General features: G+C 35.5%; 13 protein-coding genes and 1 tRNA gene. 13 read left to right on the top strand and 1 reads right to left on the bottom strand.

The annotated features are described in order from the left end of the window. Positions 1-155 precede the first annotated feature (155 nt). The 4 genes from J3U13_RS06535 to J3U13_RS06520 all read left to right on the top strand — a co-directional run bounded on the left by J3U13_RS06535 (position 156) and on the right by J3U13_RS06520 (position 5,757). A complete protein-coding gene (locus J3U13_RS06535; RefSeq protein WP_267340945.1) occupies positions 156-998 on the top strand; it encodes a Rossmann-like and DUF2520 domain-containing protein in 843 nt (280 codons plus the stop codon). Beyond that, positions 995-1,849 carry a 3-methyl-2-oxobutanoate hydroxymethyltransferase gene (gene panB, locus J3U13_RS06530; protein WP_267340944.1) on the top strand — a complete coding sequence of 285 codons (855 nt, stop codon included), beginning with the start codon at positions 995-997 and terminating at the stop codon, positions 1,847-1,849. Before J3U13_RS06535 ends, panB begins: the two co-directional genes overlap by 4 nt. A gap of 4 nt (positions 1,850-1,853) precedes the next feature. Continuing rightward, positions 1,854-2,702, top strand: coding sequence for a pantoate--beta-alanine ligase (gene panC, locus J3U13_RS06525; RefSeq protein WP_267340942.1), 849 nt, complete (start codon positions 1,854-1,856; stop codon positions 2,700-2,702). Between the two features lie 196 nt (positions 2,703-2,898). After that, a complete protein-coding gene (locus J3U13_RS06520) occupies positions 2,899-5,757 on the top strand; it encodes a valine--tRNA ligase (protein WP_267340940.1) in 2,859 nt (952 codons plus the stop codon). Positions 5,758-5,815: 58 nt separating this feature from the next. On the opposite strand, the gene J3U13_RS06515 is transcribed toward J3U13_RS06520, so the two are convergent. Then, complete coding sequence (locus tag J3U13_RS06515; RefSeq protein ID WP_416380292.1) at positions 5,816-6,490, bottom strand: OmpW family outer membrane protein; 675 nt, start codon at positions 6,488-6,490, stop codon at positions 5,816-5,818. A gap of 274 nt (positions 6,491-6,764) precedes the next feature. Between J3U13_RS06515 and J3U13_RS06510 the strand changes: the two genes are divergently transcribed. From J3U13_RS06510 to truC, 9 genes are all read left to right on the top strand, one after another. After that, a tRNA-Lys gene (locus J3U13_RS06510) sits at positions 6,765-6,840 on the top strand. 205 nt (positions 6,841-7,045) lie between these two features. Next, the gene (locus J3U13_RS06505) at positions 7,046-7,378 is read left to right on the top strand and encodes a DMT family transporter (protein ID WP_267340937.1); all 333 of its coding nucleotides are present in this window, start codon (positions 7,046-7,048) and stop codon (positions 7,376-7,378) included. Positions 7,379-8,394: 1,016 nt separating this feature from the next. Further along, complete coding sequence (locus J3U13_RS06500) at positions 8,395-8,865, top strand: YhcH/YjgK/YiaL family protein (RefSeq protein ID WP_267340936.1); 471 nt, start codon at positions 8,395-8,397, stop codon at positions 8,863-8,865. 21 nt (positions 8,866-8,886) lie between these two features. After that, positions 8,887-9,822: a sugar kinase gene (locus J3U13_RS06495; protein WP_267340934.1), complete on the top strand. Its 936-nt coding sequence runs from the start codon at positions 8,887-8,889 to the stop codon at positions 9,820-9,822. A gap of 213 nt (positions 9,823-10,035) precedes the next feature. Further along, positions 10,036-12,867, top strand: coding sequence for an excinuclease ABC subunit UvrA (uvrA, locus tag J3U13_RS06490; RefSeq protein WP_416380646.1), 2,832 nt, complete (start codon positions 10,036-10,038; stop codon positions 12,865-12,867). A gap of 52 nt (positions 12,868-12,919) precedes the next feature. Next, on the top strand, positions 12,920-13,522 hold the full coding sequence (gene plsY, locus J3U13_RS06485) for a glycerol-3-phosphate 1-O-acyltransferase PlsY (RefSeq protein WP_267340930.1): 603 nt from the start codon (positions 12,920-12,922) through the stop codon (positions 13,520-13,522). A 204-nt stretch (positions 13,523-13,726) separates the two neighbouring features. Further along, positions 13,727-14,332, top strand: a complete 606-nt coding sequence (gene recR / locus J3U13_RS06480) for a recombination mediator RecR (RefSeq protein WP_267340929.1) — start codon at positions 13,727-13,729, stop codon at positions 14,330-14,332. A 68-nt stretch (positions 14,333-14,400) separates the two neighbouring features. Beyond that, positions 14,401-15,219 carry a pyridoxal phosphatase gene (locus J3U13_RS06475; RefSeq protein ID WP_267340928.1) on the top strand — a complete coding sequence of 273 codons (819 nt, stop codon included), beginning with the start codon at positions 14,401-14,403 and terminating at the stop codon, positions 15,217-15,219. A gap of 10 nt (positions 15,220-15,229) precedes the next feature. Further along, positions 15,230-15,937 (top strand): tRNA pseudouridine(65) synthase TruC, encoded by a 708-nt coding sequence (truC, locus tag J3U13_RS06470; RefSeq protein WP_267340926.1) that lies wholly within the window; start codon positions 15,230-15,232, stop codon positions 15,935-15,937. Positions 15,938-16,664: the final 727 nt, after the last annotated feature.

Here is a 16,664-nt window from a genome sequence, read left to right as displayed (position 1 = left end):
TCAAGAGCCATTTAAAAAAGTGAGTTTTATTTCATCTCAACAAAATCATAATCACCTTTAAAGTTTAAATCTCATTAATTTTATTAAAATTAATCGGATTGAAAATCAATCTGATTAGGCTATAATGCAATCTTTTTTAAAAAGATAGAATAATAATGATTATCGGTTTTATAGGTGCGGGTAAAGTTGGTTGTACTTTAGCGAAGTACTTTTCATTATGTGGTTTTAATCTTGCTGGTTTTTATAGTCGATCTTATGAAGATGCAAAAAAAGCTGGTGATTTCACGCAAAGTAAGGCTTATTTATCGATAAGTGATTTAGTTAAAGATTGTGATTGCTTATTTGTTACTGTATCTGATGGTCAAATATTGTGTGTATGGCAAGAGCTTTGTCAGTTACCTATAGCGAATAAATGGATTGGTCATTGTAGCGGTTTACTCACATCCCATCTCTTTAGTCAAAATAAAACTGTTCATCCCTTTGCTTTTTCATTACACCCCTTATATGCTATCTATGATAGATTTGGCTGTTACTCTGCAATGCCGGGTGTCTCTTTTACACTGGAAGCCAATCCCCGTATCATTCCGCAATTACAAGCTTTGTTTACACCGTTGAAAAATCCTTTGGCAATCCTTTCTGCCAGTAAAAAACCTCTTTATCATGCAGCCTGTGTCATGCTCAGCAACCAAGTCATTGCTTTAGTACAAATAGGAATAGAATTACTGAATCAATGTGAGCTCAAGAGTGAATTTAGCGAACAAGCATGGCATCCTTTATTTTTGGGTAATGCAAAGAGTACTTGCAAAAAAGGGGTAATTAATGCTTTAACTGGACCGATTGAACGTGGTGATATTAATACTATTAAACAACATATCATGGTCATGCCAGATGAATTAAGACCGATTTATAAACAATTATCAATCATTTTACTTAATATCAGTCGAAAAAAACATCCTAATAAAGATTATCGACAACTAGAATTGGAGCTGTTTTCGTGAAAAATACTATTATAACCTTACAAAAACGTAAAGAAAATCAACAAAAAATTACCATGCTAACAGCATATGATTACACAACGGCCAAACTTATGGATGAAAGTGGAGTCGATTGTTTACTTGTAGGTGACTCTTTAGGGATGGTTATGCTGGGCTATGAAAGTACAGTATCTGTTACCATGGAAGATATGATTCATCATTCAAAAGCGGTGGCAAAAGCGGCTAAAACGGCTTTGGTTGTTACGGACTTACCCTTCATGTCTTATCATACATCCGCCTATGATGCTGTTTATAATGCAGGGAGATTAATTAAAGAAGGTCAAGCGCAAGCCATAAAACTTGAAGGAGGGCAAGCGTTTTGTGATCATATCAAACGGATTGCTCAAGCTTCTATTCCTGTTATTGCTCATATCGGTTTAATGCCGCAATCCGTTTTAGCTTTAGGCGGTTATAAAGTTCAAGGTAAAGATTATCAAGACGCTAAAAATATTGTGCTCGATGCTTTAGCTGTTGAACAAGCTGGTGCTTCTGCACTTTTGTTAGAATGTGTCCCTGCTGAGTTGGCTAAGTTCATCACAGAGCTTGTCAATATTCCAACCATTGGTATTGGCGCGGGAGTCGGATGTGATGGACAAGTGTTAGTTTATCAAGATATGTTGTCAATGTATGATGGCGTATCTTCAAAATTTGTTAAAACCTTTGCACCGGTAGGTGAACAAATGAAGAAGGCATTTGGTGAGTATTGCCAAGAAGTAAAACAACAACAATACCCTGCATCGATTCATGAGTTTGCGATTGATGATGAAATTATGCAAAATTTGAAAAGTGAATTTTTGAATAGCAAAAAAGGATAAAATGATGAAAGTTGTAACAACGATTAATGAGGTTCGTAAGCAAGTTAACACTTGGCGACAGTCTGGGAATAGCATAGGGTTGGTGCCGACAATGGGATTTTTGCATGAAGGTCATCAAAGCTTAATGCAAGCAGCTAAACAGCATAATCAAAAAGTGATTGTGACGATTTTTGTCAATCCTATTCAATTTGGACCTTCAGAGGATCTTGCCAGTTATCCACGCGATTTAGACCGAGATAAAATTGCCTGTGAACAGATGGGCGTTGATCTAATTTTTTTCCCAGACGTCAGTGAAATGTATTCCCCTAATTTTGATAGTTATGTTGATGTAAATGGATTGACGGAATCTTTATGTGGTAAAAAACGCCCAGGACATTTTAAAGGGGTTTGCACAGTTGTAACCAAATTATTCAATATTGTTCAACCGGATCGTGCCTATTTCGGACAAAAAGATGCACAACAATTAGCTGTAATTAAACGTATGGTAATGGATCTGAATTTTAATATTGAAATCATCGGCTGTCCTATTGTTCGTGAATCTGATGGACTGGCTAAAAGTTCTCGTAATAGTTATTTGTCTGAAAGTGAACGAGCAGCGGCGATTTGCCTTTACCAAGCAATTGAATGTGCACAAGCGATGATTGACCAAGGTGAAAAATCCGTTAGCCTCCTTATCCAAGCAATGCGAGAGCTAATAAGCAAACAACCTTTGGCAAAAGTTGATTATATTGAGTTTGTCGATCTCGCTACCCTGAAATCGATTGATTTACTTGCTCAAGACAGTTTATGTGCTTTAGCAGTTTATATTGGTAATACACGATTAATTGATAATTTGATTTATCAACATGATTAATTCAATATTAACTTTAAAATTCATATATAAAAAACCGCTTTTCAATAAGCGGTTTTTTATATCAATTATCAATTGGATAAAGTTTTAATCATATATTAAATCAACGAGTTTATTATTCTGCTAATTTATTGTTTAGCTATTTTACTGTAGAATATAAAGCATTTTTATGCCTTGAATTAGGATTTATGCATCAATTATGAAAAACACGACTTACAATCCACAAGAAATTGAACAACCTATCTATAAACATTGGGAAGAAAGCGGTTATTTCAAACCCAATGGCGACAAATCTCAACCAAGCTACTGTATTGCTATACCACCACCGAATGTAACGGGTAGTTTACATATGGGTCATGCATTTCAGCAAACTATCATGGATGCGTTGATTCGTTATCATCGTATGCAGGGTAATAATACTCTTTGGCAATCAGGTACTGATCATGCCGGTATTGCTACTCAAATGGTTGTTGAACGTAAAATTGCTGCTGAAGAAAACAAAACTCGTCATGATTATGGTCGTGAAGCATTTATTGATAAAATTTGGCAATGGAAAGCAGAATCAGGTGGTAGTATCACCAAACAAATGCGTCGGTTAGGTGATTCTGTAGATTGGGATCGCGAACGATTTACTATGGACACAGGCTTATCCAATGCAGTAAAAGAAGTGTTTGTGAGATTATATCAAGAGGATTTAATTTATCGTGGTAAACGTCTAGTAAATTGGGATCCTAAGCTTCGTACAGCGATATCGGATCTTGAAGTGGAAAACCGAGACGTTAAAGGCTCAATGTGGTATTTACGTTATCCTCTTGCTGATGGTGCCAAAACAGCAGAAGGCAAAGATTATTTAGTTGTTGCCACAACTCGACCAGAAACATTATTAGGTGATACAGGCGTTGCAGTTAATCCCGAGGATCCACGTTATAAAGAGTTAGTGGGTAAATATGTTTTATTACCATTGGTAAATCGTCGTATTCCGATTATTGGTGATGAACATGCCGATATGACTAAAGGTACAGGTTGTGTAAAAATTACACCAGCTCATGATTTTAATGATTACGAAGTAGGGCGTCGTCATCAATTACCGATGATCAATATTTTCACTTTTGATGGTGATGTTCGTACACAAGCAGAAGTATTTGATACCAATGGTGAGGTAAGCACTGTTTACACGACGGAAATTCCAGCAGAATTCCAAAATTTAGAACGTTTTGCTGCACGTAAAGCCATTGTTGCTCAGTGTGAAGCATTAGATATCTTAGAGAAAATTGAACCACATGATCTCACTATTCCTTATGGCGATCGTGGTGGTGTGGTTATTGAACCTATGTTGACAGATCAATGGTATGTTCGAGCGAAAGTGCTTGCTGAACCTGCTATTGATGCTGTAAAAAATGGTGATATCCAATTTGTTCCAAAGCAGTACGAAAATATGTATTTTTCTTGGATGAATGATATACAAGATTGGTGTATTTCTCGTCAATTATGGTGGGGGCACCGTATTCCAGCTTGGTATGATGACCAAGGTAATGTCTATGTAGGTCGTGATGAAGCAGAAGTACGGCGTGAAAACAACTTATCGAGCGACATTGAATTATGGCAAGATGAAGATGTACTTGATACTTGGTTCTCATCCGCACTATGGACATTTTCAACTTTAGGTTGGCCAGAACATACCGATGATTTAGCGACCTTTCACCCAACTAATGTATTAGTAACTGGGTTCGATATTATTTTCTTCTGGGTAGCTAGAATGATTATGATGACCATGCACTTTATTAAAGATGAGCATGGTAAACCACAAGTGCCATTTAAAACGGTATATGTCACAGGTTTAATTCGTGATGAAGAAGGGCAAAAAATGTCTAAATCTAAAGGTAACGTGATTGATCCTTTAGATATGATTGATGGTATTTCATTAGCCAATCTGTTAGAAAAACGTACTGGCAATATGATGCAACCACAGTTAGCTGAAAAAATTGCCAAACGAACAGAAAAGCAATTTCCAAATGGTATTGAAGCACATGGGACTGATGCACTACGCTTTACATTAGCGGCACTGGCCTCAACTGGGCGTGATATTAATTGGGATCTAAAGCGTTTAGAAGGTTATCGCAACTTCTGTAATAAATTATGGAATGCAAGCCGTTATGTATTAATAAATACCGAAGAACATGATTGTGGTTTTAAAGGTGGGGATTTAGACTATTCACTGTCAGACAAATGGATTTTAGCGGAATTTAACCAAACTGTTAAAGCATATCGTGAAGCATTTGATACCTACCGCTTTGATTTAGCCGCTAATATTTTATATGAATTTACTTGGAATCAGTTCTGTGACTGGTATTTAGAACTCACTAAATCAGTATTAGCTAACGGTGAACAATCTGCACAACGTGCTGCTCGCCATACTTTGGTTACTGTTCTTGAAGCGTTATTGCGCCTTGCGCATCCAATTATTCCATTTATTACTGAAGCAATTTGGCAAAATGTGAAAGGGATAATGAATATCAAAGCTGATACGATTATGCTACAACCAATACCAGCATTCGATGAAAAGCATATTAATGAAGAAGCGGTTGCTGATATTAATTGGATTAAAGATGTTGTGATTGCTGTACGTAATATTCGTGCTGAAATGAACATTGCACCAAGTAAGCCATTGCAATTACTGATTCGCCAAGCTTCACCAACAGTTCATCGTATTGTAGGTAATAATATTAGTTTCATTAAAACGTTAGCTAGACTTTCTGAAATCATTTTACTTGATGAAGGTGAAAATGGTCCATTATCCGTAACTAAATTGGTCGATGGTGCAGAACTACTTATACCAATGGCGGGATTAATCAACAAAGAAGATGAATTAGCTCGTCTTGAAAAAGAGATTACTCGCATTGATAATGAAATAGCCCGTATTGCGAATAAATTATCAAATGCCAACTTTGTTGACAAAGCACCTGCCGTAGTGGTTGCTAAGGAAAAAGAAAAACAACAAGGTTATATTGAGGATAAAGCAAAACTGCAAGAGCAGTATTCTGCAATCAAGAATCTATAATTTAGGAATACAAAATCTCTCGTTAATTTTATTAGCGAGAGATTTTTCTACCAAAAGCCTAAAATTTATAACCCACACCAAACATTGCAACCCATGGGTCTAATTGATAATTAGCCGTTACTTTAGTATTACCTAAATGCGTTGTTGCTTTAGTTTCAATATCAATATAACGTAATTGTGCATTAATAAGCCAATTTTGATTAATGGAATAATCAACCCCAATTTGCGCAGCTAAACCCCAAGAGTTATCAAGATCTAAACCATGGAATCCTGCTTTTTTAGCTTCACCACTGAGTTTTTCATCAAAGAAGAAAGTATAGTTTACCCCAACACCAACATAAGGCTGAAATTCAAATTTTGAATCAAGGGGATACCAAACAGCACTTAATGTGGGTGGTAAATGTTTAATTTTACCAAGATGAGCACCTGACAACCCCGTTGAATTACCACCGCCAAGTTTAACTTGATGGCTAAAAGGCGTTGCGGCTAATAGCTCGATACCGATGTTATCGGTTATCATATATTGAAAATTTAAACCAATTTGCGTGTCATTATCGACCTTTGCTTTTAAATCGCTTTTTGCTCCACCGACTTTTACATGATCGCTCTTATCTTCTGGATGAACATAAACAGGACCACCACGGATAATAATTTCATTCGCCTGATGGGCATAAACCATTGAACTGGCAAATCCCATTGAAATAAGCATTGCAATAGATGATATTTTCACCATTTCCCCCTAATGTTATCTTATAATTCACAATTTGATGATCGTTAAATGAAACTTTTATAAAATTTTATTCACTCGTTGTCCATTCATAACTTGGTTGATGTCATATTAAGCTAATATTAAGCTAAATAAAGAATAGATTTGGAGATCATAACCTATTCAATTTTTTGATAATATCACAAAATATTCGATAAATCTGAGAGTTAGATCAAAGTTTATATAAAATCTATGGGTTGCATTAATCTTAAAGCTTAGATAAAATAAAAAAATATTTAGTGGGTTGTTAGCTCAGTCGGTAGAGCAGTTGACTCTTAATCAATTGGTCGCGGGTTCGATCCCCTCACAACCCACCATTAAAAATCTTCCTTTTCAGCGATATTCAAAATTAACCAGCTATCTAGTTTACTTATCATTTAAAATAACAATATAGTTGTAAAACTCTAGCAGGTTTTGATTTTATACCCTTTAGGGTGATCAAATTGAACAATTTAAGCTTTTAAATCTGATTTGTTGAAAGTTAGGATTAAGACTACCATTTTAAACAATGTAGGTATCTGAATGAACTCATATTTTTTTCTCTTTTTGGCGATAATTTGTGAAGTGATTGCGACTTCTTCATTGAAGTTATCCAATGGCTTTACTCATTTGGTTTTTTCTATCATTACTATCATTGGATACAGTGCTTCTTTTTATGTACTGTCACTAGCGTTAAAAACTATCCCTGTTGGAATTGCTTATGCGATTTGGTCAGGAATCGGGATCGTTCTTATTAGTTTAATTGCTTGGATTTTTATGAAACAAACTTTAGATCTTGCCGCCTTAATTGGTATGGGATTTATTATGTTTGGTGTTGTGATCATTAATCTTTTTTCGAATGTGTCTGGGCATTAAATTTTTAAACAAGTAATTTAATCGCACAGTTGTTAATGTTCATCATTATTTTGTAGAATAATCGTGTCAGTTGTCTCATATTGGTAATATGAACATGCTGGTAATGGTATACAGAATTAGATCTGGTTGATCATGATGTAATTTTTCACGTTGAATTAATTTTAATGGCTTACCTTTCAGTGTACAGAACTAAAAGCGATTGGTCATTGTACAAAAAATCAATACATGACCAATATGATAGAGCTATGGATATAAGCTGCAAATTCATTAAATCTAAACCCATTCTCATTTCGCTTACCGGCAGACTGTTATTTATCCGGTTTTATTTTACCGTTAAGGCATTTTTTGAAGAACAGACTATTAATTGCATTAGCGATTTACCTTGTTGAATTGTTGGTTTTAGCATCAGTTGAATCATCAATTTCACCATCATAAAAATGCGGGAATAATCAATTAACGGTCGGGTCATGCGTGATGGTTATCAAGACCAGTGATCAATACGTTTTTTCAGTATTACTGCTAGTTGTAGTAAAAAAAACTGCTAAGGTTTTTTCATCGTTTATTTTTGCAGTGCATAATATAACACCAATGAAACTTATAAATAAGTTGTAATGATAAAATTATTTAGTAATGTTGTACTTAAATTCGTAATAAAAGCAATAAAACATTTCTGATTAGATGATGAGTTAATTAAGTTAGAGTTGAAAATTCAAGATGAAACTTAAATGGCAATCATCTTCATCAAACTTTTTTCAATCGCATTGCAGACTAACGTCCTATTGTCAGAAAAAACATGTCTGTTTTACCGCATTTAGAAAATGATTTCACTTCATTAAAAAATAGCGGAATTTTTAAACTTAGCAGAGAATAAACTCTTTTTTATTTATTCGCTCTACAAAAAAGCTCGACTTAAGTATATACTCTTTATCAATTTAATTGCTTTATCTTGGCTTGTTTTGTTGGCGTAATGCAATTAGCCATATTTGTTTTCATCAATTTGTAAAGGATCATTGAGTATGATTTTAGGTAATATTAACCATTTGGATTTAGTCCCATATTTACCCGACAGAATTAAGCAATCAATTGAATACATTAAAGATAATGTTAACATTAACACACCAGTAGGACGTTATGATATTGATGGCGATAATGTGTTTTTTATGGTGTCTGATAGTACTTTACGCCATATATACGAGGCTAATCCTGAATTTCACAAAAAATACCTTGATGTTCAAATTGTATTGGAAGGACAAGAGGGAATCGCAGTAAGTACATTACCACCTCATACTAAGGTGTTAGACGATAAATTAGCTGATAATGATATTGCTTTTATCGAGACACCATCAGAAGAAACCATGATAATATTACAGTCGAACGATTTTATTGTCTTTATACCCAACGAAGTTCATAAACCGCTTTGTTCTATCAATAATCAGATTACAACGGTTCGTAAAGTAGTGGTTAAAATCGCATTGGATTATTTATAATTAGGTCAAGGATACAACAATATGGCTACAAATATCGCTGTTATTGGCGAATGTATGATTGAATTGTCGATGAAGCAAGAATCGACAACACGCAGTTTTGGTGGTGATACACTTAATACATCGGTCTATTTATCACGTTTATTACAAGGTAAAGAGTTTATAATTCACTATGTAACGGGATTAGGCACTGATCCTTTTAGTCAAGAGATGGTGGACAGTTGGCAAAAAGAGCACATTAAAACTGATTTAGTACAAAGAATGCCGGATAAGATGCCAGGTCTTTATTCAATTGTCACAGATGATCAGGGTGAGCGTTCTTTCTATTATTGGCGTAATGATGCTGCGGCAAAGTTTTGGTTGAAAACAGCCGAAACAGAAAAAATAGCTGAACAAATTGCTCATTGTGATTATGTCTATTTGAGTGGTATCAGTATTGCGATTTTAGATGCGGAAAGTATTCTTAAATTAGTCGATCTTTTAAAACGAGTGAAAACTAACGGTGGTAAAGTGATTTTCGATAATAACTTCCGTCCACGTTTATGGAGTAGCCTTGATTTAGCTCGAAGCGTTTATCGTGATATTCTGAGCTATACCGATATTGCATTTTTAACGTTAGATGATGAAGATTTGCTGTGGGGTAAATTACCTTATGAGCAAGTGATTGAGCGCACTAAAAACTTTGGTGTGAATGAAATCATCATTAAACGAGGTAGCGATAGCTGCATTGTTGATTGTGTTGAGGGTCGCTTTGACATACCCGCTAATAAAATCGTTAAGGATAAAATTATCGATACAACAGCAGCAGGGGATTCATTTAGTGCGGGTTACCTTGGAGCACGCTTAAGCGGTCGAAACCCTTCACAATCAGCATTACAAGGGCATTTAGTTGCCGGTACGGTAATCCAATATCGTGGTGCAATTATTCCTTTAGAAGCAACTCCAAAATTAATCGATTAATATCAAATAACTAAAAAACGGTCTTTGAAGACCGTTTTTATTTTAGCAAGTAGATTTGTCAAAAAGTTTCAGGTTATCGATACGTTTGAGTATATAATAACAAATATATTGTAGTAGTACATATGTGGTATATTTAATCGATTATTACTGGTATAATATACAGTTTATTTCCAATTCAATTCGTTTAAAACACACAAGAAGAGATCTATGTCAATCAAAGATATCGATATTCGTGGTGCGCGAACGCACAATCTAAAAAATATTAATGTAACCATTCCAAGAGATAAGCTGGTAGTGATAACTGGGCTTTCGGGATCGGGTAAATCTTCGTTAGCATTCGATACTCTCTATGCTGAAGGGCAACGACGTTATGTTGAGTCATTATCGGCTTACGCACGTCAATTTTTATCCTTAATGGAAAAACCGGATGTTGATCATATTGAAGGTTTATCACCAGCGATTTCGATAGAGCAAAAATCCACTTCGCATAATCCGCGTTCAACAGTGGGAACAATTACCGAAATTTATGATTACTTGCGCCTGCTTTTTGCCCGAATTGGCGAACCTCGCTGTCCAAAACATGATTTACCTTTAGCTGCCCAAACAGTATCACAAATGGTTGATAGCATCATGGCACTACCGGTTGAAAATCGTTATATGTTACTTGCACCTGTAGTGACTGAGCGTAAAGGTGAATTTGTTAAGTTGTTTGAGCAATTATCAGCGAGTGGCTACATACGCGTTAGAGTCGATGGTGATGTCTATGATTTGTCTGATCCGCCAACACTTGAACTGCAAAAAAAGCATACTATTGAAGTTGTTGTTGACCGTTTTCGTATTCGTGATGATTTAAAACTGCGCCTTGCAGAATCAATTGAAACTGTACTTTCTATTACCAATGGGATTGTAAAAGTGGCCGATTTGGATAACCCACATGCAGAGGAACATCTGTTTTCGGCTAATTTTGCTTGTCCAATTTGTGGTTACAGTATTTCAGAGTTAGAGCCTCGATTATTTTCATTTAATAATCCAGCAGGTGCATGTCCAGAATGTGACGGTCTTGGTGTACAACAATATTTTGATGCTAAACGCATCGTTCAAATGCCTGAAGTTTCATTAGCAGCAGGCGCAATTAAAGGTTGGGATCGTCGTAACTTTTACTATTTTCAGATGTTAAAATCACTGGCTGAACACTATAAATTTGATATCGATCAGCCATACGAAAAATTGCCTGAAAAAATTAAAGATATTTTATTAAATGGATCAGGTAAAACTGAAATTCAATTTACCTATTCAAATGATCGTGGTGATGTTGTTAAAAGAGTTCATCCATTTGAAGGAATTATTAATAATTTAGCACGACGTTATAAAGAAACCGAATCACAAACCATTCGAGAAGAGTTATCAAAGTATATTAGTAATCGTCCTTGCCCTTGCTGTCATGGGTCAAGGTTATGTACAACGGCAAGACATGTATTTATTAATGACACCAATTTGCCAACTATTAGTGATTTAAGTACTCAACAAGCAAAAGACTTTTTTGATAAATTATCATTAACAGGGCAACGTGCACAAATAGCTGAAAAGATTTTAAAAGAGATCAACGACCGTTTGCAGTTTTTAATCAATGTTGGACTCAATTATTTAACCCTATCACGTTCTGCTGAAACGTTATCAGGTGGTGAAGCACAACGCATACGATTAGCTAGCCAAATTGGTGCGGGTTTAGTTGGGGTGATGTATGTGCTTGATGAACCGTCTATCGGTTTACATCAACGTGATAATACCCGTCTTATCGATACATTAATGCATTTACGTGATTTAGGTAATACCGTAATTGTGGTTGAACACGATGAAGAAGCCATTTTGGCAGCAGATTATGTTATTGATATCGGACCTGGAGCAGGTGTACATGGTGGTGAAGTGGTTGCACAAGGTACGCCTAAACAAATTATGGCGTGTAAATCATCATTGACGGGACAGTATTTGTCAGGAAAGCAAAAAATTGAAATTCCTACTAATCGTACTAAAGTCGATAAGACAAAGATGTTATCACTCATTGGTGCAACGGGTAATAATCTTAAAGATGTGACATTAAATATCCCCGTTGGATTATTTACTTGTATTACTGGGGTGTCAGGGTCGGGTAAATCAACGTTAATTAATGACACGTTATATCCATTAGCACAAAATGAACTTAATGGCGCAGAAAAAAGTGACATAGCACCTTATAAAGCCATTGAAGGACTGAGCTATTTTGATAAAGTGATTGCGATTGATCAAAGTCCTATTGGGCGTACACCTCGCTCGAACCCAGCAACCTATACGGGTTTTTTCACTTCTATTCGTGAACTTTATGCAGGCGTGCCCGAAGCTCGAGCTCGAGGTTATAATCCAGGACGATTTAGCTTTAATGTTAAAGGTGGGCGCTGTGAAGCTTGCCAAGGCGATGGTTTAATCAAAGTAGAAATGCACTTTTTACCTGATATTTATGTGCCTTGTGATCAGTGTCATGGCGCGCGCTACAATCGTGAAACCCTTGAAATCAAATATAAAGGCAAATCAATTAATGAAATTTTAAATATGACGGTTGAAGAAGGTCGTGAATTTTTTGATGCCGTACCCATGATTGCCCGCAAATTACAAACGTTGATTGATGTAGGATTGGCTTATATTACTATTGGTCAATCAGCCACAACTTTATCTGGTGGTGAAGCTCAGCGAGTAAAACTTGCCAAAGAGCTATCTAAGCGCGATACTGGTAGTACGTTATACATCTTAGATGAGCCGACCACAGGTTTACATTTTGCTGATGTAAAACAATTGCTTGCACAACTTCATTCGCTACGCGATAAAGGCAATACTATTGTTGTGATTGAACATAATTTGGATGTAGTTAAAACGGCTGACTGGATTGTCGATTTAGGTCCTGAAGGGGGAAATGGTGGCGGTGAAATCATTGCTGAAGGAACCCCTGAAGATGTGGCAAAATCGAAAAAATCTTTTACAGGACAATATTTAAAACCGTTACTTGAAAAACAATAATGCAAATCAACTTTATTGTTATTAGAAAATAAGTGAATCATAGGAGAGCAGTTTGACATTACAAGTTTTATTGATGGTCATCATCGCCTATTTCAGTGGTTCACTTTCAGGCGCTTTAATTATTAGTCGAATAATGCATTTGCCCAATCCATCGGAGCATGGTTCACATAATCCTGGCGCAACTAATGTGTTGCGCATCAATGGTAAGTTACCGGCAATGATTGTATTAGTGTTTGATATGTTAAAAGGCGCAATACCGGTTTACATTGCTTATCGTATCGGAATTTCGCCTTTTTTCCTTGGTATTGTTGGAATTGCAGCTTGCCTTGGTCATATTTTTCCTTGTTTTTTTGATTTTCGTGGCGGTAAAGGAGTAGCAACCGCATTGGGCATGATGATGCCAATAGGGTTAGATTTCACTGGTTGTTTTATTTTAACTTGGCTATTGACACTGTTGGTAACGGGTTATTCATCCGTTGCTTCTATTGTTGGATTTCTTTTTGCGCCATTGTTTGTTTGGCTGTTTAAACCAGAATTGACTTTACCCGTTACCATGCTCTCATGTGTTATTATAATTCGTCACAGCAGCAATATTATTCGACTTTTCAAAGGGCAGGAACCGAAAAGTTTGCATTTCAAAAGCAAAAAAAAATAATGAAGTTATTGTCAATTAGCATGAGTCACGGTTTTTTATGTCATGTTGCAAGTAACAACTTACTTAATTTATGTAATTTTATTTCAACGGATTTTCATAACAAATCATAATTAAATTGAAATAATAGCGTATTTCTTGTTTTATAGATTATTGAAACAAGGTATCATTAATATTAAATAAAATATATGGTAACAAAATAGATTCATGCAAATTAGCCCATTATTAGACTCACTTATGGAAGCATTACGCTGTTTACCAGGAGTTGGACCTAAATCCGCACAAAGAATGGCCTTTCATTTATTACAACGCAATCGGCAAGGTGGTATTAAATTAGCTCATGAACTTCATGAAGCAATGATTAATATTGGTCATTGTAATGATTGTCGAACCTTTACTGAACAAGAAACTTGTACAATTTGTGCAAATATTCGTCGCCAAAGCAGTGGACAACTTTGCGTAGTTGAAACACCTGCTGATATTGTTGCTATTGAACAAACTGGTCAGTATAGTGGGCGTTATTTTGTCCTATTAGGCCATCTCTCACCGTTAGATGGCATTGGTCCAAGCGATATCGGTCTGGATTTATTGAAAAAAAAATTAGCATCGGAAGCAATTAATGAAGTGATTTTAGCTACGAATCCAACTGTTGAAGGCGATGCTACTGCTAATTATATCGCGCAAATGTGTGGTGAATTTAACGTTGTGGCAACAAGAATTGCCCATGGTGTACCAGTTGGTGGTGAACTTGAAATGGTTGATGGTACAACCTTATCGCACTCATTTGTTGGACGTCAAAAAATTGAATTTTAACTGAATGATTAATTATCAATAAAATGTTTAGCGGGTTTGATAGAAAAGAAAGATAGAAGAGGGATTATATGAAGTATAAAGCGGTTGCGTTCGATATGGATGGTACATTATTAACTACAGATCGGCTTGTATTACCTGAAACAGCAGACATGATCAAAAAAATCAGTTCCAAAGGGGTAAAAGTGATATTAGTATCTGGTCGTCACCATAGTGTTATTTATCCTTACTATTATCAACTTCAATTATCAACACCGGCGATCTGTTGTAATGGCACTTATCTTTACGATTTCGAAAAACAACAATCATTAGCGGCCAAACCAATGACCAAAGAGCAGGCTAAAACTCTACTTGAACTGATTCATCAATTTGGTATTCATACCTTAATTTATACCGATAGAGTGATGACATATGAAGTGCTTGACGATCATCTTGAAGGATTTTTTAAATGGGTTCATTCGTTACCCGATTTTTTACAACCCGAAATTGACAAAGTAGAGAGTTTTGAAAAAGTCATTGACGAAGCTAAAGCCGTTTACAAGTTTGCAACCAGTAGTCATAACATTCCAGTTTTACAAGCTTTTTCTAAGGCAGTTGATGAGATTGGTTGTTTTTCATGCGAATGGTCTTGGTCAAATCGTGCCGATATTGCAATAAAAGGCAATACGAAAGGTAATGGTCTAAGACATTGGGCCTCGCTTGAAAATATCGATTTAAGCGAAATCGTTGCTTTTGGCGATAGCTATAACGATATTACTATGTTATCTGCTGCTGGATTAGGGATTGCGATGGGTAATGCCGATGAAGAAGTCAAAGCCAACGCCAGCTATGCTATAGGCGATAACAACCGTCCAAGTATAGCATCCGAACTTGAAAATTTGTTTTTATAAATAAAACGCGATGTTTGAAATTCTATATTACGATAATGATTTAATTGCGATAAACAAGCCAAGTGGTTGGCTTGTGCATCGCAGTTGGTTAGATAAACATGAAACAGTAGTGGTGATGCAAACATTGCGTGATCAAATTGGTCAGCATGTATTTCCGATACATAGACTTGATAGACCGACTTCGGGTGTTTTACTCTTTGCTCTATCCAGTGAAATTGCTCGTTTAATGTCCGAACAATTTGCCACAAAGCAGATTGAAAAAACTTATCATGCCATTGTGCGCGGTTATGTTGAAGGTGAAGCTGTTATTGATTATCCTTTAGTTAAAGAACTGGATAAAATTGCGGATAAATTTTCTGATAGCAATAAAGTTGCTCAAGACGCCGTAACGACTTATCGAGGGATAAGTAAAATTGAAGTGCCAATTAAAGTCGGCAAATTTGATACAGCCCGTTACAGCTTTGTTGAATTGAAACCTAAAACTGGTCGTAAGCATCAATTACGTCGGCATATGAAACACATTTTTCATCCAATTCTAGGCGACAGTAAACACGGAGATTTACATCAAAACCGTGCCTTTGCCGAATTTTTTGCTATAAAACGGCTAATGTTGCATGCAAGTAAGTTACACATGATTCATCCAATTAATCATAAATCTATTGTCATTGAAGCCAAGTTTGATCAACAATGGCAAGATATCCTTGAGAATTTTATATAATAAGATCACATCACCATCAAAGTCGTTTGCTAATATTCTAATAAATAGTGTGATTTTTATACTTCATTGTGATTTTTTATTGTATAGCAAGTAAGAATTGCATGAACTTATATCAATCCTATTGGAAATAAAAATGCGATTGTTGGTAAATTTTTTTAATGCATTTTTTATTAGTGCTTATGGCAACTGCATATTCTATAGAAAAATCACCCTCAGTAATTATCAAAGAATTTATTACGCTCTGTATAAAAGTAAATATTGATAAAGTTACCAGCCCGCTGAAGTTTCCTCAAATGAAGGTTAGCTGAGAGAGATTTATATAAAGATAAGTAAAAACAACATATAATTAGCCTTAGGTCAAGCAACATAAGATGTCAAACAGCAAGGCTGAAATGAAAAAGTTGAATGTATTTTTGTGCACAATACCAATGGAGAAAAATAAAAGCAATAGTTAAAAAAAGGCTAGTATCAGAAATAGTCCTAAAAAATAGAAGATTGCACTTCAGTTGAAAACAACAATGAAAGATTATTGAAATTTAACTAGAACGTTTATTTGAAGAATATTGATTAACAGCAAAGGTAATAAAAGGAAATACAATCTTTGCCTATTTTTGACTGGCGATTAACATTTTCAAATGCTAGTGCTAATCATTTGATATTACATGAGACTATTAATATCCAATATGAAATTGAGGTATTATTTTACAATAAATTGACTTTACAAACT

Origin of the sequence: Gilliamella sp. B2887 (genome assembly GCF_026537015.1) — a bacterium.
In the GTDB taxonomy this organism is placed as follows: domain Bacteria; phylum Pseudomonadota; class Gammaproteobacteria; order Enterobacterales; family Orbaceae; genus Gilliamella.
Note: the sequence above shows the minus strand (reverse complement) of the source record. Positions and strands in the feature narration are given on the sequence as shown.

Excerpts from the sequence above, each read along its gene's own strand:
- truC (WP_267340926.1), top strand. The coding sequence starts at position 15,230 with ATGTTTGAAATTCTATATTACGATAATGATTTAATTGCGATAAACAAG.
- J3U13_RS06520 (WP_267340940.1), top strand. The coding sequence starts at position 2,899 with ATGAAAAACACGACTTACAATCCACAAGAAATTGAACAACCTATCTAT.
- J3U13_RS06505 (WP_267340937.1), top strand. The coding sequence starts at position 7,046 with ATGAACTCATATTTTTTTCTCTTTTTGGCGATAATTTGTGAAGTGATT.
- J3U13_RS06515 (WP_416380292.1), bottom strand. The coding sequence starts at position 6,490 with ATGGTGAAAATATCATCTATTGCAATGCTTATTTCAATGGGATTTGCC.
- panC (WP_267340942.1), top strand. The coding sequence starts at position 1,854 with ATGAAAGTTGTAACAACGATTAATGAGGTTCGTAAGCAAGTTAACACT.
- J3U13_RS06475 (WP_267340928.1), top strand. The coding sequence starts at position 14,401 with ATGAAGTATAAAGCGGTTGCGTTCGATATGGATGGTACATTATTAACT.
- recR (WP_267340929.1), top strand. The coding sequence starts at position 13,727 with ATGCAAATTAGCCCATTATTAGACTCACTTATGGAAGCATTACGCTGT.
- J3U13_RS06495 (WP_267340934.1), top strand. The coding sequence starts at position 8,887 with ATGGCTACAAATATCGCTGTTATTGGCGAATGTATGATTGAATTGTCG.
- J3U13_RS06535 (WP_267340945.1), top strand. The coding sequence starts at position 156 with ATGATTATCGGTTTTATAGGTGCGGGTAAAGTTGGTTGTACTTTAGCG.
- J3U13_RS06500 (WP_267340936.1), top strand. The coding sequence starts at position 8,395 with ATGATTTTAGGTAATATTAACCATTTGGATTTAGTCCCATATTTACCC.